The sequence below is a fragment of the Acinetobacter pragensis genome, assembly GCF_001605895.1.
Taxonomy (GTDB): domain Bacteria; phylum Pseudomonadota; class Gammaproteobacteria; order Pseudomonadales; family Moraxellaceae; genus Acinetobacter; species Acinetobacter pragensis.
Genome location: NZ_LUAW01000014.1, coordinates 146,859 through 167,554, shown reverse-complemented (window position 1 = coordinate 167,554; position 20,696 = coordinate 146,859). Strand labels below are relative to the sequence as shown.

Sequence of the window (20,696 nt, the reverse complement as noted above, 5' to 3'; positions counted from 1 at the left end):
TTGTCCTACTGTTGCCATGGATTGTCGACTAAAACCGCGCCGTCATTACGTTTCAGCATGACTTTCCCTGCGGTTCTGACCCATTCTTTTAATGCTACACCGCCCAAAGGCGTTTGCAGCTGTACATCCAACGGCAATGCTGTCTGTTGCAGCTGACTCCACAGAGCTTGAGCATCGGCTTTTTCCAAATAGCGCGGGGTACGGATCAGCAGATCAATGTCGCTCTGCGCTGTTACAGTTCGATACCCCGTTGCCAATTCAAACCCCATGCTTCCGGTATAGCCCCACGCCCATGCAAGCATCTGCATATGTTCCTGCAATTGCTTAATCTGCTCAGCCAAATGCGGAAACTGTCCAAGTTCAACCTGATGAAGCTGTTCAGGTGTTATGCATTTTTTAATCAGCCGCTCAGGCATCTCTAAAGCAAAACGCTGATGACGCTGAGTGCCCCGAACACCAACAGGAATCATGCCGTTATCGGCAATTGCACGGCGCACGACCACAGGATCTCCACGCTGAATGACTTGGGCTACCCAATTGGGTGCATCAAAAGGAAGATCGGTAACGGTCATTCCCCAGAGCAAGTCATGCGGCTGCGGTTGCATCATCGTTACCACTGCTCACGCAATAGTTCACGCACACGTTTCGACATTTGCCGGTTTTCACCGTGCAGCCGATGCGCTAAGCCCGTCGAGGCATTCTGCTGAACATCCTCAACCGCCTGAGCAACCGCCTGCTGTATCCGCTGAACATCATTTGCTGTGGGCTGTTCTGCATTTTCTACATTCAAGCATTCAGTGAGCAAGCCCAAGGTCGCGTAACTTTGAATGTCATAAGCCATGGGCGGAATACTGGCCGCCAATTTTTCCAGTTCTTCAACAGTACGCAGCGTGACGCGCGCAGCAGAGTCCTTCCCCATAGCATGCACCATCACACCCGCATCATTTAGCGCAAAAATTCGATTGGCCTGATATCCATGCGCTAAAAATGCGCCAGACATGGACTTACCGACCAACACACTGATAACAGGATGCTTTGCCAATCGTGCCCGCGCATAGCTGTCAACCGCGCCTGCCAGTGCCTGATGAATCCCAAACAGCTCCTCACGGCGCCCATAGGCCTGACTCGGCACATCAACAATTGCAAGAATGGTCCGCTTTTGCGCTGACGCCTCATCTGCTTGAATCGCATCATCCACAGCTTGGGCCAGCGTCCAGCCTTCCAGCAAACCGACTTCGCCGGAACGCGCCCGCGGAAACTGATTGTGTACATTCGGAACAACAGCAATGATGCGGACCGGGTGATGATCCAGCATCCCGTCCGCAACCTGCACCGACGCTGTATAGCCTTTTTGCTGCTGAAAACCGGCAGTCAGCGCCTTAAACCACTGTGCGCCTCGGGCAGATATTGGGGTGGAACGAACATCCATATTCATGCCGGTTCTCCTTGATATGCATGCTGTACATCTAATGGCGCAGACTGCTGTTCTGTCGCCACCTGCTGAAGTTTATCTAAATAAAATGCATAATTTGAACTGCGGTGCAGTGCAGGCAGGCCTTGGCTTAAATAGGTTAAAATTTGCTGCCGGATCTGCTCTCGGTCATCATCGACAAATGCATCGGCCAAGCCGCTCGCGACACGCTGCTCACCCCCGCTAATGCTCCAAATAAACGGGCGGTCTTTTGAATCATATTCCTGCAGCCCAGCTTCTTGCTCAATCACTTGCGGCCCATTTAAGCCAAGGCGCCCTTCTTGCGTCATAATCAAATAACTGCATAATGCCGCTGCAATCGACATGCCGCCGAAACAGCCAACGCTTCCTGCAATCACGGCAACCACCGGCTGATATTGTCTCAAGGCAACGATCGCGGCTTGAATTTCCGCAATTGCAGCCAGCCCTAAATTCGCTTCTTGCAGACGCACGCCGCCTGTTTCCAGCAATAAAATGGCGGCCGTCGGGATACCTTTTTGATTGTCTTCCACTGCCAGTTCCAGTGCTCCCGCAATTTTTGCACCGCCGACTTCACCTAGGCTTCCGCCCTGAAAGACGCCTTCAATAGCAATGGCAACCACAGGGCGGTTTTGCAAGGTGCCCTTAGCAACCACTACGCCATCGTCCGCTTGCGGCACAATATTTTGCTGAATCAGCCACGGGGACATGACACGGGCAAATGGATCCAGTAATTCACGGAATGTCCCGTCATCCAGCAAGGTTCTGACACGCTCACGCGCCCCGAGTTCAATAAAGCTTCGCTTACTGAGTAAAGTTTCCAAATCAGCCACCGTTCACCTCCTCAAAAGCTTGCTCTAAGCGCAGGCGAACTACGCCGGGTGTCGCGCCAAAGTCATGAATATCCATATGGACTGCAGGCGGTGTCTGCTCTGCAAACATCCGTTCAAATACATTTTTCCAGCGCTGCGCGCTCCCATCTACAGAGGTGGTGACTTCAATAGACAGCATTCCTTCGTCATTCGGCTGCATTAAAATTTCCAGATCTCCGGAGCCGACGCACCCGACCAATGCTTTCTTGGCAGGCGCTTGCCCAGCCGAAAATTCAAATTTGAGTATTTCCATTACATCCTGTCCTCATGATTATGACGCTCTATCCAATCCAGAAATAATGTCGCGGCAAGTAAATCTGCGGCGCCGCCGGGCGACGCGCGCAGCCGCATCAAGTCCATTTCCAAAGAAGCCAACGCACGCCGGCCCACGGCTGTTGCATAGCCGCCGCAATTAAGCACGCTGCGCGCGCCTTTTTGCATGCGTGTTAATCCGATCTGGCCTGCGCGGTAAAGTACGCAAGTATCATCCAATATGCTCATGATGGCTAATAAGGCATCTACCTGCGCGGCGGATTCATTGCTATAAATTTTTCGGCTGTTTCGCAGTTGAGGCAGGCCATGCTCAAGAATTGCCGGAAAAGCCTCTTGAGCTTGCGCTTTAGCGCCTTTAACTCCCATGCTTTTTTGGACCTGCTGCCCATGGCTTAACAGTTGCGGCGGAATAAAACGGTCTTCCAATTGGGCAAGCTCACCGGCACGCCGGCACAATTCACTTGCCGTTAATGGCTGATGCGCACGTACAGCCAATGCCGCGGCAGTCACCAATAAACCCAATGCCCAAATTGCTCCGCGATGGGTGTTTACCCCGTCCGTGGTTTCCAGCATGGCAGCTTCACCGGCACGTCCTATAGCGCCAACGGCTTCACGCAGCGTTTGTAAACAGGCATGGTGATGGAATGCCGCTTGCGCCATTTCTAAAAACATCGGTCTCAAGCTGTAGGCAGATTGCTCCATCAATTCGAGGGTCAAGTCATCATGTGCGCCGCTGCCGCGCTGATCCACCAAAGCAGGTTTAGGGGTTAAATTGACCTCAGCAATCAATGCCTTGACGGCGAGATCAGCAAAGCCTGCGTATTGCTGAATGGGAAACGGCTGGACATAAGCATTCATTACCAGCTCCTGAATTTTGCAGGCGGCTGATACAGACCATCCGACCAAGTGACTAAATCTGCGATATTTTTTGCGGCCAGCAGTTCACGTGTAGCGTCCGTACGGCGAATGCCTAAATCTTCAGGAAAGGCGACCAGCCCTTCACGCCTTAAACGCGCTGTGGTCTGAGGATTATGGCTTAAACCAATGTCTGTCACCCCCGCCACGGCAGCAATCATCTCTTGGCGTTCTTCTAGGCTGCGGGCTTTATATAAGTATGCAATGCCGTCTTCTGTCAGCAAGTGAGTAACGTCATCGCCATAGATCATGATTGGCGCAAGCGGCATACCGGCTTTTTTTGCCACATCAACAGCATCCAATGTATGGACAAACGTAGGTTTTCCACCTTCCTGAAAGGTTTCCACCATTTGTACAACTAATTTTTTCCCACGCGCCAAATACGTATCGGTCTCATTTGAGCCAGCCAAGCGCATATCCATCCATGCCGGTGTCGCATGGCGGCGGCCGCGCGGATCATGCCCCATATTGGGAGCGCCGCCAAAGCCTGCAAGCCGCCCTTTGGTTACCGTAGAGGAATGCCCGCTTCCATCAACCTGCAAAGTCGCCCCAATGAATAAATCTACGGCATACTGACCTGCAAGCTGGCACATCATCCGGTTGGAGCGCAGCGAGCCGTCACGGCCGGTAAAAAACACATCCGGACGTGCAGCCACATATTTTTCCATGCCCAGCTCAGTGCCAAAGCAGTGCACGCTTTCAACCCAGCCCGATTCAATTGCAGGAATCAGCGTCGGATGAGGGTTAAGTGTCCAGTTTCGGCAAATCTTGCCTTTTAGGCCAAGAGACTCGCCATAAGTCGGCAAAATCAATTCAATGGCGGCGGTGTTAAACCCAATACCGTGGTTAAGGGATTGCACATTGTGACGTTCATAAATGCCGCGAATCGCCATCATGGCCATTAACACATGCACAGGTTTGATATGTTTGGGATCACGGGTAAATAAAGGTTCGATATAAAACGGCTTGTCTGCAACGACAACAAAATCGACCCATGACGCAGGAATATCGACACGCGGCAAATCCTGTACGTCATCGACCAGCTCATTGACCTGAACAATGACAATACCGTCGCTAAATGCTGCAGGCTCGATGAGGGCTGGAGAATCTTCTGTGCTTGCGCCAGTGTAAATATTGCCTTGACGGTCCGCCATGAACCCGGCTGACAGCACAACATTTGGAATCAAATCGACCAATAAGCGTGAATAAAGTTCGATATAAGTATGAATTGCACCGACTTCAAGCAGGCCATCTTCAATCAATTGGCTAATACGTAAACTTTGAGTGCCTGCAAATGAAAAATCCAGTTTTCGCGCAATGCCTTTTTCAAAAAGATCCAGATGTTCTGGGCGCCCGACACTTGGCATAATCATATGCAGATCGTGCAGAACAGTTGAATCTGCTTGCGCCAATGAACGCGATAAAAAATCGGCCTGTTTTTGATTATTGCCTTCTAAAACAACGCGGTCACCCGGAGTGATTAAAGTTTCAAGTACTTTAATAATGTCCTGAGTTGGAATCACTGCACCATCGGTATATTTGCGCGCCTGATTGACTTTGGCCTGTTTGGCATTTCGGCGTGTATTCCATATGCGTTCTTTGTTTTTAACTGATCCTTCCATGCAGCTTGTCCTGATATTGTATTTTGCTCTGAATCTATAAAAACGCTTTCTTAGATTCGGATCAATCAACCTCAAAACAAGTTCATTAACTTTAAGTTAACTTTTTCTTTGGCACAGCTTTGCTTCTCAAGCCTGTCCCAAAGCTTATACAGCACTATAATTCGCAGTTAAATAAACAGCACCTGAAATCTAGGGTATAGCCGTGATTTGATGAATCTGGAAAATTTCAAATCGGGTTGGATTTAATATTCATAAGGGTGCTTCTAATTCTTTAATCTTTGTGCAACAAAGCCAAATCAGATCAAAAATTAAAATATTGTCCGCATAATTTTGATATACGACCCGAATATCATTTCGTATTAAAAGATATTCTTAATACCCTGATTGTGAGTAATGAAAATCTCATTTCGATTGCCAAGCCTTCTCGTCGGTAATCATCAATCACATTGAATAATCGGGATTTACAGCCATCAATCAGCTGATCATGCATAAAATCTACGATCACACATGATTTTCCTTGATTGGTTCTTTGAGTTGCACCAGTACATGTCTTTTCAGCATTCTTCTTGGCTTAATACGCAGATTCAGTACTAAATCAAGCAAATAAAGGAAGGCCTCCATTAATGACTGCTTCCCCCCTACTTGTAACTTCGATTATTTAAGGGAGGAGTACCAAGAAATGTCATTATATATTTTATTCTCTCTCATAAATCCATTTAGCATTTGGCCACTTTTTCTCATCAATTGAGCGCCTTACGCATCCCATAATTTCGCCGGTAATAATGCGTACATGCTTCGGTATGTTTCTTGTAGAATGCATAGCTAAAGTAATCACACGTACAAAGTCATTGCCCACAATAGGCACAGCTTTCATTGAACCAGTATTAAGCTCATTAATAACTGAAACTAACGGCAAAATTGTGTAACCAAACCCTTGTATTACTAGCTGCTTCTGGATATTTAAATCATTTGTTTCGGCATAAATATTTAAATTCGACTTATTTTTTTTGCTAGCCTGCTCTATAAGCGTACGCAAGCGGTGAGGATGACAAGGTAAAATTAATGGGAAATTTTCAATCTCTTTTAAATCCATAGGTTTATTTAATCGCAGTAGAGTCTGCGCTGCACCTATCAAAAACAAAGGCTCTCTTACTAGAGGAATCAAATCAATTAATTTAGATGGCGTAGAATCATACATCAAGGCTAAATCAATATCTCCAGCTTCTAGCCATTCTTTTAAATGTCCTGAATACCCAACAGAAATCTTAACTTGCACTTCAGGATATTTTTCTTTGATAACGCTCATAATCAGCGTAGACAGTAATTCACTGATACTCGACAGCACTCCTATGTGAACCTTCCCTCTAATCACTCCTTTATTTGCCGTTAACTCTAGCTTGGCGCTTTCGATATCTTCCAAAATTCTTCTTGCATAAGGTTCAAGCAGCTTTCCATCATCAGTCAAAGCCATACCATGACGTGAACGGTTGAATAATTTTACGCCCAATTCCTCTTCAAGCATTTGAATTTGACGTGATACCGCAGGCTGCACAATATTCAGCATAGCCGCCGCCTTTGTTATATTCTCAACTTCTAAAATAGTAATAAAAGTACGTAATTGCTTTATGTCCATTTCAATAAATTTACAGCATACATTCCATCAAAATATACTATTTTAAATTATCTTACATAACAATATATGATCAAAAATATAAAGAGATCAAGATAAGGACATGCAAGTGAAAAGTACGTTTAATAACTATCTAGAAATTCGAGAAGCAGTTCGCGCCTTATGTGCACAATTTCCAGATGAATATCATCGTAAAATTGATGAAGGAAAAACTTATCCCGAAGAATTTGTAAATGCTTTAACCAATGCAGGTTGGTTGGCCGCCATGATTCCAGAAGAGTTTGGTGGATCGGGATTAGGCTTAGCAGAAGCCTCTGTAGTTATGGAAGAAATTAACCGTAGCGGTGGCAACTCAGGCGCGTGTCACGGTCAAATGTATAACATGAGCACCTTGCTTCGTAATGGATCTCAAGCACAGAAAGAATTTTATTTGCCTAAAATTGCTTCTGGTGAATGGCGCCTGCAATCTATGGCAGTCACTGAGCCAACAACAGGCACAGATACTACAAAAATTCGCACCACCGCAGTTAAAAAGGGTGACCGCTATGTAATTAATGGCCAAAAAGTCTGGATTTCACGTGTACAGCATAGTGACTGGATGATTCTTCTTGCACGTACCACACCTTTAGCTGAAGTGAAAAAAAAATCTGAAGGCATGTCCATTTTCATGGTTAATATTAAAGAGGCCATGAAATCAGGCATGGCCGTGCAGCCTATTCCAAATATGGTGAATCATGAAACCAATGAACTATTTTTCGAAAATTTAGAAATCCCTGAAGAAAACCTGATTGGTGAAGAAGGTAAAGGTTTTAAATACATTCTTGATGGTTTAAATGCAGAGCGCACCTTGATTGCTGCGGAATGTATCGGCGATGGCTATTGGTTTATGGACCGTGCAACCAAATATGTCAAAGAGCGCGAAGTCTTTGGTCGCCCGATTGGCCAAAACCAAGGTGTTCAATTTCCACTTGCAGAATCCTTCATAGAAATTGAAGCTGCAAACTTAATGCGTTTCCGTGCGTGCGAATTGTTTGATCAAGGGCAAGCCTGCGGTGCAGAAGCCAATATGGCAAAGTATCTGGCTGCTAAATCAAGCTGGGAAGCGGCGAATCATTGCTTGCAGTTCCATGGCGGTTTTGGATTTGCAAATGAATATGATATTGAACGTAAATTCCGTGAAACTCGTCTATATCAAGTTGCGCCTATTTCAACTAATTTAATTCTCAGTTATGTCGCTGAACATTTGCTTGATTTACCGCGCTCATTCTAAATAAGGACTGTAGAATGGAAAACGTACAAAAATCTGCACGATCTTATCTTTTTATTCCTGCAAATCGTGTTGAACGTTTTGAAAAAGCACTCAACACGCAAGCGGATGCAATTATTATTGATTTAGAAGATGCGGTTCCGGTTGATATGAAAATTTCTGCTCGTAATGGACTCAAAAATTGGTTGATGGATCACCCGCAGAAAAATGTGATGATCCGTATCAATTCAAAAAACAGCGAATGGTTTACAGACGATATTCAATTGGCAAAATTCAGCAATGTTCAAGCAATTATTTTACCCAAAACTGAATCAGTTGCAGACATTGATGCCATTACAGCTATTCATGTAATCAATATATTTGCACTCATTGAGACACCCTTTGGTTTTGCCAATATTCGTCAAATTGCTCAGGCTAAATCAGTCCAAGCCCTGATGTTCGGATCAATTGATTTCCAATTAGAAATGAATATGCAAGGCGGTTATGAAGAACTTTTGTCATTTCGAAATGAGTTTGTATTGGCATCCAAACTTGCTGGAATCGAATCACCAATAGATGGCGTTACGGTTGACTTTAAAGATGAAACTTTAGTTGAACGGGAGACGCTGCAAGCAAAAAATTTAGGCTTTGCTGGAAAACTCTGTATCCATCCCAACCAAGTCAACATCGTCAATACGGCCTTCACACCAACAGATGCAGAAATGGAGTGGGCACAACGTGTTTTGAAGGCAGTCCATCAAGCACAAGGTCAAGCCATCAGTTTAGATGGGAAAATGATTGATTTACCTGTCATTTTAAGAGCACAAAAAATTTTAAAACAGGCTGGTTTAAACGCATAAAGAATTGAGGAATTTTCATGGAAAACTACAGCAATTGGATTGGAAAGAAAGAAATACTAGAAGATTATTCAGATCATCGCCCTATAGCAATGATGCAGACTTTACTCAATGAAGAAAATAAGTCCCCTGCTGATTTGCCTCATCTATATCACTGGCTCTATTTTCTGCCATTGGTCAACGGACAAGACCTCGCTGTAGATGGTCATCCTAAAAAAGGCGGATTCTTACCCCCCATTCCTTTTCCTAAACGGATGTGGGCGGGCAGCCGATTACAGTTCATCAAACCTATTGCTGCTCACAAACCAATACGCCGTGAATCTGAAATTTTAAAGGTTGAGCTGAAACACGGTAAAAGCGGCGATATGTATTTCGTCACAGTTCAGCATTCAATCTATGCCGACAATGAATTAGCAATCATTGAAGAACAGGACATTGTCTATCGTGATGCCACGAATCAGGTGCAAGGCACAATGCAGCCCTCTGCCATAACCGTAGAAGCCAAAGCATTTGATTATAAAAAATCATTTCCTATTGATCCTGTAACTCTATTCAGATATTCGGCTGTGACATTTAATGGACACCGCATTCATTATGACCGCCCCTATGCAACCCAAGAGGAAGGCTATCCTGGCCTTGTAGTGCATGGCCCGCTTTTAGCCACCCTTTTAATTCATCATTTCAAGCAAGAACATCCAGATAAAAAAATTACCTGCTTTGAATTTCGAGCAGTTAATCCAGTATTCGATTTTGATAATTTTCAAATTTATGGCCGCATTGAGCAGGAAAATGGCGAATTATGGATCGAGAAAAATAATGGCCAAATTTGCATGAAAGCGAAAATCTCTTTTAAGGAATAAATCCCATGCTGGCTTTAAATGATATCACTGTCATTACACTTGAACATGCGATTTCCGCCCCCTTCTGCACTAGGCAATTGGCAGATTTAGGTGCACGGGTCATTAAAATTGAACGTCCGAATGTAGGTGACTTCGCACGCAAATATGATGAACGTATTGATGGTATGTCATCGCATTTCATTTGGGCCAACCGGTCGAAAGAAAGTTTGACGCTTGATATTAAAACCCAAGAGGCACAGGATATTTTAAAGCAGCTGGTCTTAAACGCGGATGTACTGGTGCAGAATCTTGCACCAGGTTCCGCATCGCGGCTCGGCCTCTCTTTTGAAGCGTTGTCAGCCCTCAATCCGAAAATCATTGTGTGTGATATTTCCGGCTATGGCGATGATGCCGAGCATCCCGGGCCTTATCACGACAAAAAAGCATATGACTTGCTGATTCAAAGTGAATCAGGCTTTTTATCCATCACTGGCACAGAATATGAATCTGCAAAAGCCGGCTGTTCCATTTCAGATATAGCAGCTGGAATGTATGCTTACTCTAATATTTTAGCCGCCTTGATCGAGCGCGGTAAAACAGGAAAAGGAAAACGTATTGATATTTCTATGCTTGAAAGCATGACTGAATGGATGGGTTTTCCGCTCTATTATACCTTTCGAGGGAACAGCGCACCTCAGCGTACGGGTGCATCGCATGCCACAATCTATCCCTATGGCCCTTTCCTCACCGGTGACAATAAACAAGTCATCCTAGGAGTACAAAATGAACGTGAATGGCAAGATTTTTGTAAAATTGTATTGAATGACCCTGCACTTTCCGAACTGCCTGAATTTATAAATAATACTTTACGCTCAAAAAACCGTGAAAATTTAAAATCCATCATTTTAGATGTCTTTAGTCATTTAACTCAGAAAGAAGTAATTCAGCGCTTAGAACTAGCAAAAATTGCCAATGCAAATGTCAACAAAATGGAAGATGTCTGGCATCATCCGCAGCTTGATGCACGGCGACGCTGGACTGTCGTAAATACACCGGTCGGTAAAGTGCCAACACTTAAGCCAGTCGGACTTACAAATGATGAAGATTATCGAATCAGCTCTGTACCATACCTGAGTGAACATACCCATTTAATTCTTAGCGAATTAGGATACAGCGAAACTGTCATCCAAGAATTTATTGAAAAAGCGATCATTTAGAATTTTCCAGTTTCCAGCATCATGGAGGCCGTGGTGTTGGTCTTTTTTTGGAACCCGGACATCACAAGGGTGCATTCTTTGAATGGTGATGTGTATTACCCTATTGCTCTTCATTTCATTTTTTAGGTAATCATCCCCCTAGGGGGGTGATTTAAAAACCCGAGCTACCCAGACTGACTTTAACTTTAGTCGAATAAAAATAACATTTCATATGTTTGAAAAGAATGAAATACTTTTCACTTAATATCAATTCAAGCATGTCGTGCTGTAAGCAACTATTTTTAATAATTCAACAGGAGTAAACCTGTGAACTTTGATTTAAATGATTTTCGGCTGATTCTGAATATCGCTGAGACACAAAATTTAACTCGCGCAGCCGAAAAAACCTTCATTTCAACACCTGCAGCCAGCAACCGGATCAAAAATCTAGAACAGCAATTAGGACTGAAAATTTTAGAACGCTCATCTCAAGGCGTTGAACTGACTGAAATTGGGCTGATTTATTTAAGATATGCCAAATCGATTTATCATGAAATTGAATGCCTTAAAGGCGAGCTTTCTCAATTTAATGATCAGATAGCCGGGAAATTATCTATTGTTGCCAACACGACTGCAATTACTGAATACATTCCTCAGGCTTTATCTGAATATCTAATTACTCATCCGCATGTGGATGTAAATCTTAAAGAAATGCTAAGTGAAGACATTGTGAATATTGTCGTAGATAAGCGTGCCGATCTTGGAATTATCTCAGGAAATATTGATACTAAAAATTTGCAGACGATGCCGTTAATTTCTTCTCATCTTATTTTGATTGCACCCAAAACCCACCCTATTCTTCAATACAAAAATGTGACCTTATTGGATGCCATTCAATATTCAGTCGTGACTTTACATGAAGGCAGCGCAATCCAAATTTTTTTACATAAGCTATCTCAGCAATTAGATAAAAAAATAAATATTCGGGTACAAGTTTCAAGCTATGACTCCATTTGTCAAATGGTAGCCGCTGGTGCAGGTATTGCAATTATTCCTTTAGTTGCTTTTCAGCGTTTACAACATATTCATCCAAATATCGAATATCGAGAAATAGATGAAAAATGGGCACATCGTGGTTTTCAAATATGTGCAATAAACTTTAATGAAATTAGTCAGTTTTCAAAAGATTTTATTGACTGCTTAAAGTCTCACATACATTAACAATCAAATTTTTATCTGCTTAATAGCGTTAATTAAAAATTAACACCTCTTTCAAATTCTAAAATTGTATATAACACAGGATTATGTGAACTTACTATCAGTACAAGAAACATGAATTTTACAAGGTAGTAAGATGATTAATAAAATCTTCAATTCGGCAAAGGACATTGTCAAAGATATCAAAGACGGCTCTGTCATTGCTGTCGGCGGTTTTGGCGGCTCAGGCATGCCGAATGAGCTTATTCAGGCTTTAATTGATCAAGGCGCGAAAGATTTAACTATTGTAAGTAATAATGCCGGTAATGGAGATAAAGGTCTTGCTGCTTTACTTAAAGCCAAACGCGTTAAAAAACTGATTTGCTCCTTTCCTCGTCAAAAAGACGCCTATGTTTTTGAAGAATTGTACCGTAATAACGAAATTGAACTAGAAGTCGTACCCCAAGGCACACTTGCAGAACGTTTAAGAGCCGCTGGTTGCGGTATTGGTGGTTTTTATACACGTACCGCGTATGGCACCTTACTTTCAGAAAATAAAGAAACAAAAGAAATAGATGGCAAAGGCTATGTGTTTGAAAAAGCCTTGCCTGTAGATTACAGCCTGATTTATGCCAAAACTGGTGACCGCTGGGGCAACCTAATTTACAACAAAACTGCCCGCAACTTTGCGCCAATTATGGCGATGGCTGCAAAAACCACCTTAGTTGCTGTTGACCAAATTTGCGAACTTGGTGATTTGGATCCTGAAATCATTATTACTCCAGGAATTTTTGTTGATCGCCTCACACTTAAAAATGGCATTGGAGCGTAATCATTATGGACAACATACAAAAGACTAATCTTGCTCAACGTGTTGCTCAAGATATACCGGAGGGTGCATATGTCAATCTTGGTATTGGCTTACCAACTTTAGTCGCCGACTATTTTGAAGAAAAAGAAGTCATTCTTCAAAGTGAAAATGGCGTATTGGGGCAATGGATTCAAGCCGCTAATGGAGAAGAAGATTGGGATCTCATTAATGCCGGTAAAGAAGCCATTGATTTAAAAAAAGGAGGTGCATTTTTTCATCATGCAGATTCTTTTGGAATGATGCGCGGTGGACACTTGGATTATTGTATTTTGGGCGCTTTTCAAATTTCTGCAAATGGCGATCTAGCCAATTGGCATACAGGACATCCAGATGCCATTCCAGCTGTTGGCGGCGCAATGGACTTAGCCTCTGGCGCACAAAATGTTTACGTCATGATGGAACATTTAACAAAACAAGGTCACAGCAAAATTATCGAGAAATGCACTTATCCATTGACAGGTCTAGCTTGCGTTAATCGAGTGTATACAGAAATTGCAACCTTTGAATTTTTAAATGGCTCTGTCTACGTCATAGATATTGTTTCACCTCACAATGCCGATTATGTGCAAAGTGTTACTGATGTCATTTTGGATTTTTCAAAATTGAAATAAGTGCAAAAAATGATTTTACAAAGGAGATGTAAATGGGAATGTTAAATTGGTATAAGGAATCGGATTCCAACCAGAAAAAAACATTTTGGGCATGTTATGCAGGATGGGCATTAGACTCATATGACATGCAGATTTTTAGCTTTTTATTGCCTGTCATTATGGCAACGTGGGCATTAACTCAAACTCAAGTCGGTTTAATCGGTACAGTTGCACTCGTGGTTACTGCTATTGGCGGATGGATTGCTGGCATTTTGGCGGACCGTTATGGCCGTGTCAAAATTTTGATGTTTACCATTTTATGGTTTACATTTTTTGGCCTATTGGCAGGGTTTGCACAAAATTATGAACAATTATTGGTTGCAAGAACCTTGCAGGGTTTAGGCTTTGGTGGTGAATGGGCAGTCGGCGCTGCTTTAATGGCTGAGGCTGTGCAAGCTAAACATAAGAACAAAGCTGTTGGATTTGTACAATCAGGTATGGCACTAGGTTGGGCAGGCTCAGTGCTCGTAGCAACATTATTCATCACGATACTTCCGCCAGAATGGTCTTGGCGCGTCATTTTATGGACAGGCGTTATTCCGGCATTAATTGTCATATTTATCCGCCGCAATGTTAAAGAGTCTGCTCAGTTTATTAAAGATGTAACTAAAAATAAAACTGTTGTTGAAAAGGCGTCTTTTTCGACAATCTTCAAAAAAGAATATCTGCGCTCAACAATATTTGCCAGCTTATTGGTCGTTGGCCTTCAAGCTGCCTGCTATGCCATTCTGATTTGGATTCCGACACTCATGAATGAACGCGGATTAAGTCCGAGCTCTAAAATTGTGACTATTTTAATCATGGCTGTAGGCGCATTTGCTGGCTTCATGTTTACTTCGTATCTTGCGGATAAAATTGGCCGTAAACAGACTCTAATCGGGATGTCTATTTTAAGCTGGATCGTGACTGTGGTGTATATGCTGATTGCTATGAACCAATATATTACTCTGGCGCTTGGTTTCTTTGTCGGTTTCTCAGCCATTGGCATGTTTGCCGCGCTTGGACCGTTTTTAAGTGATTTATTCCCGACGCATATCCGTACCACAGGTATGGGCTTTTCTTATAATGTTGGTAAATCGCTGGGAGCGCTGTCCGTAGTTGGCGTCGGTGCCCTAGCAGACAAATTAGGCCTAGCTACATCCATTGGCTTGTTCTGCCTAACTGCTTATGCACTAGCTACCCTTTCTATTCTATTAATTAAAGTCCATAAGGAGCAGTCAGCTCCACTTAGCAACAAATATCACAATCAGGAAGCCTAATTATGATCCGTATTCTGTATTTACTGCAAAAGCCAAAAAACATGAGCAAAGAGCAATTTGATCAAGAATGCTTAGTTCATTATCGAATGTCACATGGCATTCCAGGCTTGCACAAATATGAAGTCCGTCTGATTGAATCAGAACCAACAGATATCCATGTACCTTTTTTTGATGTTCAAGGTGTTGATGCTATTGGAGAATGCTGGTTTAAAGATGAAGCTCAGTTGCAAATCTATTCAGATTCAGAAGTTCGTAAAAAATGGTTTGAACATGGAAAAACATTCATTGGCAGCTTAAAACCTTTTGTCACTAAAGACATAATTTAATTCTTATCTATCAAATATTAAGGACGATAAACATGCTTTTTTGCGTAGAAATGACAGTCAACATCCCATTAGGCAGTGATCTAGAAAAAATGGACGAAATTAAGAAGGCCGAGAAAGAACGCGCCATTGAATTACAAAAGTTAGGTAAATGGCCTCATTTATGGCGCGTAACCGGCAAATACTCGAACATTAGTATTTTTGATGTGGAAAGCAACGAGGAACTGCATAACCTGTTAATAAGTCTGCCGCTGTTTCCTTATATGAGTATTCAGGTGACTGCCTTATCTCAGCACCCCTCTTCAATTCACTAAAACACTGAACAGATAAGATCAAGGATGATCATTATGGACAAAATATACGATATCTCACAACTTGATTTATCCCATTATATTCAACATGGTGATCATGTAATGTGGGGGCAGGCTCAATCTGAGCCAACGCCATTAACTCAGAATTTAATTCAAAACAGACATAAAATTGGCAAGTTCAGTGTCTTTTTAGGCATCAGTCAGTTTCCTACATGTCAACCGGAACATTCAGATCATATTAAGTTTTCAAGCTATTGCGGTGCAGGGTATAACCGAACACTTGCACAGAGCCATCGGCTTGATATCTTGCCAGTACACTATTCTCAATTTCCTCAGCTGATTGAACAGCACAAGCTTCAAGCCGATGTAATTTTACTTCAGGTTTCTGAACCTAATGCTCAAGGTCAATACAGTTATAGCCTTGGACAAGACTATCTAAAATCGGCTATTCAACACGCCCGGCTGGTCATTGCCGAAGTCAACAAACAAGCGCCTTGGGTTTATTCAGACCAGTATCTGACTGAAGAAAATTTTGATGTTCTGGTTTATACAGATCGCAACATTGAGCTTCCTACTGAGCCACCATCTTCACAAACCAGCTTCAAGATTGCTCAACATGCGGCCTCTTTAATTAAAAATGGCTCGACATTACAGCTAGGAATAGGCTCAATTCCTGAAGCTATTTTGAAGGCCTTGGGGCAGCATCAAAATCTAGGTATTCATTCTGGTATCATCAGTAATGGCGTTATGCAGCTAATGAAGCAAGGCGTGATTACCAATCAAAAAAAGAGTATCGATCTCGGATTAACAGTGACGGGATTAATTTCAGGATCCGCGGAACTGCACAGCTATGTACATGAGAATCCTGCAATCCAGCTTCGGCCTACAGAATATACGCATCATACTCAAACATTGGGACAGCTTGAAAATTTTATTGCAATAAATTCCGCAATTGAAGTAGACCTAACGGGTCAAATCAATGCAGAAATTGCAAATCATACTTATGTGGGCGCTGTTGGCGGCGCATTAGATTTTATTCGTGCAGCCAATCATTCAAATGGCGGCCTATCCATTATAGCCCTTCCTGCTTCTGGAAAGAATTTTAGCCGAATTGTTAGTCAATTACAGGGACCCGTTTCTACACCGCGTAGTGATACGGCAGTCATTATTACCGAACATGGCATTACAGACTTACGAGGCCTTACTATTTCTCAACGCGTAAGAAAAATGATTGCTATTGCGGCTCCTGATTACCGTAATGAATTAACTGAACAAGCGCATAAAGCAAAATTAATTTAAAGGATGATCACATGAAAGAAGCTTATATTGTCAGTCCATTACGTACGCCAATTGGCAAATTTGGAGGCGCTTTAGCATCACTGACTGCTGTAGATCTTTCAGTTAAGGTAATACACAGCTTGATTGAAGAAACAGGAATTGATACAAACACGCTGGATGAAGTTATCATCGCACAATCGTATTCATCTAGCGAAGCGCCTTGTATTGCCCGTTATGCAGCGCTAGCTGCCGATTTGCCGATTGAAGTTTCAGGTTATACCCTTGACCGCAGATGCGGCTCAGGCCTGCAGGCTATTATCAATGCAGCGATGGCGATTCAATCAGGCAATGCTGAAGCGATTATGACCATCGGCGTTGAGAGCATGAGTAATATTGAATACTATTCAACCAATATGCGCTGGGGCAGCCGTGCAGGCAACGTGACCTTTTTTGACCGCTTAGAACGCGGCCGCGAAAGATCACAGCCTGTTGAACGGTTTGGCGTTATTTCTGGCATGCCTGAAACTGCAGACAATTTGGCACGGGACTATCATATCAGCCGCGAAGAATGCGACGCTTTTGCAGTTCAGAGCCATCAAAAAGCACAGCAGGCTTGGGATTCAGGCAAATTTCAAGATGAAGTCATTCCAGTTGAAATCAAAATTAAAAAAGAAATCAAAACCATAAATTTTGATGAAGGTATTCGTAAGGACAGCAGCATTGAAAGCCTGAGCAAGCTCAAAACGCTTTTACCAGATGGTGTAACCACCGCAGGAAATTCAAGCCAGCAGAATGATGCTGCCGCAGGCTGTCTCGTAGTCAGCCGTGAATATCTGGAAAAATACAATTTAGAACCAATGGCTAAAATTATTGGCTGGAGTTCGGCAGGCTGCGATCCGAGCCGGATGGGTATTGGCCCAGTTCCCGCTGTCAATAAGCTGCTGAAAAATACGGGTGTCCACCTAGAAAACATTGATCTTATCGAAATTAATGAAGCCTTTGCAGCACAGGCATTGGCTGTAATTAAAGAACTGAATCTCCAAGATACGGCAAATATTAATGTGAATGGATCAGGCATTTCCCTCGGCCACCCTATTGGGGCTACAGGCATGCGGATTATGACTTCCCTGCTCCATGAAATGAAACGCCGAAATGCACGTTATGGGCTGGAAACTATGTGTATTGGAGGCGGACAAGGCTTAGCCGCCCTATTCGAACGCATCTAAACATTTATTAAATTTGTTAAGGAGTAAGACATGATTGAATCAAGAATGATTGGTGAAGTAAAAGTTACGCGTATTCATGAATATGCTGCGCCAAGCCACGACCCTAAATTTTTATTTCCAACAGCAGATCAGAGTTTACTGGAAGAAAATAAAGCAATGCTTGCCCCGCATCATTGGATTCCGGAAATGAATCGCCTCATTGTAAGCATTCAGTTTTGGGTGGTGCATGCTGGCAATAATATTATTGTGATAGATACTGGGGTAGGCAACTTTAAACCCCGTCCAGAAATTCCACGCATGCATATGCTGAATAACTTAATTACGGAGTGGATGACTGCTGCTGGAGCACCGCCTGAAAAAGTCACTCATGTTGTGATTACCCATTTACATTCCGATCATGTTGGCTGGAATACCGTTTGGAAAGACAATCGTTGGACTCCAACCTTCCCAAATGCCCAATATTATTTCCCTAAAGAAGATTTTGATTTTTGCCACGAAGGTAAAAATAAAGAGCCTGGTGTGATTGATGTCTTTGGGGATTCTTTCTTTGACAGTGTAATGCCAATATTTAATGAAGGTTTAGTACAGTTTATTAAACCTCACTCTGAAATTGCCGATTGTTTAGTTGTAGAACCAGCGCCAGGCCATAGCCCAGGCCAAGTCACCTTCCGTATCAGATCCCAAGGAGAAGAAGCTATTTTTTGCGGCGATGTCTTCCATAGCCCACTGCAAATCGTTCGCCCAGAAATCAATTCTGGTTATTGTATCTGGCCTGATATTGCCATAAAAACACGAATGGAATGTTTAGAACGGGCTGTTAGCAGAGAAGCTTTACTACTGCCCGTACATTTTGGTGATCCTTACTGTGGTTATATCCGCAAACAAGATAATGGATTTATCTTTGAGCCTTCAGATACTTGGAACCGCGTTTAAAACTCACATCTAACGATTTAGATGAGTAATTAACATCAATTAAAAGGACTTTTTAATGAAAAAACCAGTAAATAAAAATTTACTGGTTATGGGTAAGCTTTGCCTATTCATAACCGGAATTAACTCAGCTCATGCAGATTTTATTGAAGATACCACATTTAATGTGCTGGCAAAAAATTACTATTTTAACCGTGATTTTCGTAAAGGCGAGTACAACTCTGCTGGACAGAACGCACAGTTACCTGTGTCTGAACGTAAAGGCTACCGCGAAGAATGGGCTCAAGGTTTTATTGCCAACATAGAAAGCGGCTGGACAGATACGCCTGTACAGTTTGGAATAAATGCCTATTCTTTGGTGGCATTAAAACTGGACAGCGATGGCTATCGCACTGGAACTAACAACCTAGAAGTTGATGCGCAAGGTAAACCTAAATCGACGACTGCTGAATTCGGCGGTGCACTACGCGCAAAGTATCATCAAACCGAAGTAATACTCGGGAATCAATTTCCGAATAACCCTATTATTGGAACCAATTACTCTCGCCTACTCCCATCAATGTCAACAGGTTTATCCATTAAGGATAATTCCTTTGATCATCTCAATTTGGACTTTGGTTATTTCTCTCAAATGAGTCCCGTAGACTCAACCGATCGTCTCAATTATTTCAATACCGATTATAACAACGGCATTCAAGGCGATTACGCAACCTATTTAGGAGCAAATTATAAACTGGATAAGCTTGAAACGTCGTTATATATATCTGAATTAGATAATGTCTGGATGCAATATTATTTAGCAGCCAAATATAAATATCCAATCAATGACCAATCTAATTTCAGTCTGCAAACAAATAACTATATGAACCGTGATACTGGTGACGCTACTGGCGGAAATATCAATACTGGTCTGGCTTCTGTTACTGGTAGCTACAAATTATCTAATCATAATTTTACTTTAGCCTATCAGCAGGTACTCGGTGATGAGCCTTTAGACTGGATTGGTTTTAAAAATAATGGTGGTATTGCATCTATTCCTAACAGTGTGCAATTTGCCACGTTTACAGAAGCAAAAGAAAAATCTGCCCAGATTAAATATGAAATTGACTTTAGTCCCTATGGCGCAATCGGTTTGTCATTGATGACTCGCTATCTGTATGGCTGGGACATGGATAATACTGGCAGTGACAATGCTTTTTATACAAAACGTCATATTTATAATCAAGATATTGATAACAAACATTGGGAACGTGACATCGAGTTACGTTACAGAGTACAGCAAGGTTTTGCTAAAGATTTAGATATTCGTCTTCGTCAAGCAACACATCGGGCAACTGAAGGTTACCGTTATGGCAATATCGATGAATTCCGTTTAATCCTCGAATATCCATTTTCATTCTAATTTATTATTATATAAGGAAATTAACATGCCCTATGTTATTGAAACTTGGGATAAAGTAAATCACTCCCCACTAAGAAAGCAGCTACGTGATGAGCATTTAAATTATTTAAATCAGAGACTTGAAATTTTATTGGCATGTGGCGCGAAATTAGATGATGAAGGCTGTGATCTAGGTGGAGGGATCTACATTATTAATGTTGATACCCGTGAAGCTGCACAGAAATTTATTGAGCAAGATCCTTTTTATATCGGTGGACTATTTCAGAAGATTAAAATTGATCGCTGGAGAAAAGCTTATCTGGATGGAGCTTTTTGCTTATAAATAGAGAAAAGCATGGCAATGCCATGC

Annotated in this window: 22 protein-coding genes and 1 pseudogene; 15 read left to right on the top strand and 8 right to left on the bottom strand. The window is 42.5% G+C overall.

All coding sequences use genetic code 11. The annotated features are described in order from the left end of the window. Positions 1–5 precede the first annotated feature (5 nt). The 8 genes and pseudogenes from AZH43_RS06215 to AZH43_RS06185 form a co-directional block, all read right to left on the bottom strand. On the bottom strand, positions 6–608 hold the full coding sequence (locus tag AZH43_RS06215) for a malonate decarboxylase holo-ACP synthase (protein WP_081406783.1): 603 nt from the start codon (positions 606–608) through the stop codon (positions 6–8). 2 nt (positions 609–610) lie between these two features. Continuing rightward, positions 611–1,435: a biotin-independent malonate decarboxylase subunit gamma gene (gene mdcE, locus AZH43_RS06210; protein ID WP_067667663.1), complete on the bottom strand. Its 825-nt coding sequence runs from the start codon at positions 1,433–1,435 to the stop codon at positions 611–613. After that, the gene (locus AZH43_RS06205; protein ID WP_067667661.1) at positions 1,432–2,283 is read right to left on the bottom strand and encodes a biotin-independent malonate decarboxylase subunit beta; all 852 of its coding nucleotides are present in this window, start codon (positions 2,281–2,283) and stop codon (positions 1,432–1,434) included. The genes mdcE and AZH43_RS06205 overlap by 4 nt, the downstream gene beginning before the upstream one ends. After that, positions 2,276–2,575 carry a malonate decarboxylase subunit delta gene (locus tag AZH43_RS06200; RefSeq protein ID WP_067667659.1) on the bottom strand — a complete coding sequence of 100 codons (300 nt, stop codon included), beginning with the start codon at positions 2,573–2,575 and terminating at the stop codon, positions 2,276–2,278. The genes AZH43_RS06205 and AZH43_RS06200 overlap by 8 nt, the downstream gene beginning before the upstream one ends. Next, entirely contained in the window at positions 2,575–3,453 is an 879-nt protein-coding gene (locus tag AZH43_RS06195; RefSeq protein ID WP_067667652.1) for a triphosphoribosyl-dephospho-CoA synthase, read from the bottom strand. The genes AZH43_RS06200 and AZH43_RS06195 overlap by 1 nt, the downstream gene beginning before the upstream one ends. Then, complete coding sequence (gene mdcA, locus AZH43_RS06190) at positions 3,453–5,132, bottom strand: malonate decarboxylase subunit alpha (RefSeq protein ID WP_067667649.1); 1,680 nt, start codon at positions 5,130–5,132, stop codon at positions 3,453–3,455. Before mdcA ends, AZH43_RS06195 begins: the two co-directional genes overlap by 1 nt. 370 nt (positions 5,133–5,502) lie before the next feature. After that, positions 5,503–5,729, bottom strand: a pseudogene (locus AZH43_RS18070) (IS3 family transposase); the annotation flags it as partial. Between the two features lie 97 nt (positions 5,730–5,826). Continuing rightward, complete coding sequence (locus tag AZH43_RS06185) at positions 5,827–6,765, bottom strand: LysR family transcriptional regulator (RefSeq protein WP_067667647.1); 939 nt, start codon at positions 6,763–6,765, stop codon at positions 5,827–5,829. A 106-nt stretch (positions 6,766–6,871) separates the two neighbouring features. Between AZH43_RS06185 and AZH43_RS06180 the strand changes: the two genes are divergently transcribed. The 15 genes from AZH43_RS06180 to AZH43_RS06110 all read left to right on the top strand — a co-directional run bounded on the left by AZH43_RS06180 (position 6,872) and on the right by AZH43_RS06110 (position 20,669). After that, a complete protein-coding gene (locus tag AZH43_RS06180; RefSeq protein ID WP_106386923.1) occupies positions 6,872–8,032 on the top strand; it encodes an acyl-CoA dehydrogenase family protein in 1,161 nt (386 codons plus the stop codon). Between the two features lie 14 nt (positions 8,033–8,046). After that, positions 8,047–8,868: an HpcH/HpaI aldolase/citrate lyase family protein gene (locus AZH43_RS06175; protein WP_067667642.1), complete on the top strand. Its 822-nt coding sequence runs from the start codon at positions 8,047–8,049 to the stop codon at positions 8,866–8,868. Between the two features lie 17 nt (positions 8,869–8,885). After that, positions 8,886–9,725, top strand: a complete 840-nt coding sequence (locus AZH43_RS06170; RefSeq protein WP_067667640.1) for a MaoC/PaaZ C-terminal domain-containing protein — start codon at positions 8,886–8,888, stop codon at positions 9,723–9,725. Positions 9,726–9,730: 5 nt separating this feature from the next. Further along, positions 9,731–10,921 carry a CaiB/BaiF CoA transferase family protein gene (locus AZH43_RS06165; protein ID WP_067667639.1) on the top strand — a complete coding sequence of 397 codons (1,191 nt, stop codon included), beginning with the start codon at positions 9,731–9,733 and terminating at the stop codon, positions 10,919–10,921. Between the two features lie 306 nt (positions 10,922–11,227). Beyond that, positions 11,228–12,121, top strand: a complete 894-nt coding sequence (locus AZH43_RS06160) for a LysR family transcriptional regulator (protein WP_067667638.1) — start codon at positions 11,228–11,230, stop codon at positions 12,119–12,121. A 133-nt stretch (positions 12,122–12,254) separates the two neighbouring features. After that, positions 12,255–12,929: a 3-oxoacid CoA-transferase subunit A gene (locus AZH43_RS06155; RefSeq protein WP_067667634.1), complete on the top strand. Its 675-nt coding sequence runs from the start codon at positions 12,255–12,257 to the stop codon at positions 12,927–12,929. A gap of 5 nt (positions 12,930–12,934) precedes the next feature. Continuing rightward, the gene (locus tag AZH43_RS06150; protein WP_067667632.1) at positions 12,935–13,579 is read left to right on the top strand and encodes a 3-oxoacid CoA-transferase subunit B; all 645 of its coding nucleotides are present in this window, start codon (positions 12,935–12,937) and stop codon (positions 13,577–13,579) included. Between the two features lie 32 nt (positions 13,580–13,611). After that, complete coding sequence (locus AZH43_RS06145; protein ID WP_067667630.1) at positions 13,612–14,877, top strand: MFS transporter; 1,266 nt, start codon at positions 13,612–13,614, stop codon at positions 14,875–14,877. 2 nt (positions 14,878–14,879) lie between these two features. Beyond that, positions 14,880–15,203, top strand: a complete 324-nt coding sequence (locus AZH43_RS06140; protein WP_067667628.1) for an EthD domain-containing protein — start codon at positions 14,880–14,882, stop codon at positions 15,201–15,203. 32 nt (positions 15,204–15,235) lie between these two features. Continuing rightward, entirely contained in the window at positions 15,236–15,514 is a 279-nt protein-coding gene (gene catC / locus AZH43_RS06135; RefSeq protein ID WP_067667626.1) for a muconolactone Delta-isomerase, read from the top strand. Between the two features lie 33 nt (positions 15,515–15,547). Then, on the top strand, positions 15,548–16,810 hold the full coding sequence (locus AZH43_RS06130; protein WP_067667624.1) for an acetyl-CoA hydrolase/transferase family protein: 1,263 nt from the start codon (positions 15,548–15,550) through the stop codon (positions 16,808–16,810). An 11-nt stretch (positions 16,811–16,821) separates the two neighbouring features. Continuing rightward, on the top strand, positions 16,822–18,015 hold the full coding sequence (locus AZH43_RS06125) for an acetyl-CoA C-acetyltransferase (protein ID WP_067667622.1): 1,194 nt from the start codon (positions 16,822–16,824) through the stop codon (positions 18,013–18,015). Between the two features lie 30 nt (positions 18,016–18,045). Beyond that, the gene (locus AZH43_RS06120) at positions 18,046–18,948 is read left to right on the top strand and encodes an MBL fold metallo-hydrolase (protein WP_067667620.1); all 903 of its coding nucleotides are present in this window, start codon (positions 18,046–18,048) and stop codon (positions 18,946–18,948) included. A 55-nt stretch (positions 18,949–19,003) separates the two neighbouring features. Then, a complete protein-coding gene (locus tag AZH43_RS06115) occupies positions 19,004–20,347 on the top strand; it encodes an OprD family outer membrane porin (protein WP_067667618.1) in 1,344 nt (447 codons plus the stop codon). Positions 20,348–20,372: 25 nt separating this feature from the next. Then, positions 20,373–20,669 (top strand): YciI family protein, encoded by a 297-nt coding sequence (locus AZH43_RS06110; RefSeq protein ID WP_067667616.1) that lies wholly within the window; start codon positions 20,373–20,375, stop codon positions 20,667–20,669. Positions 20,670–20,696 lie beyond the last annotated feature (27 nt).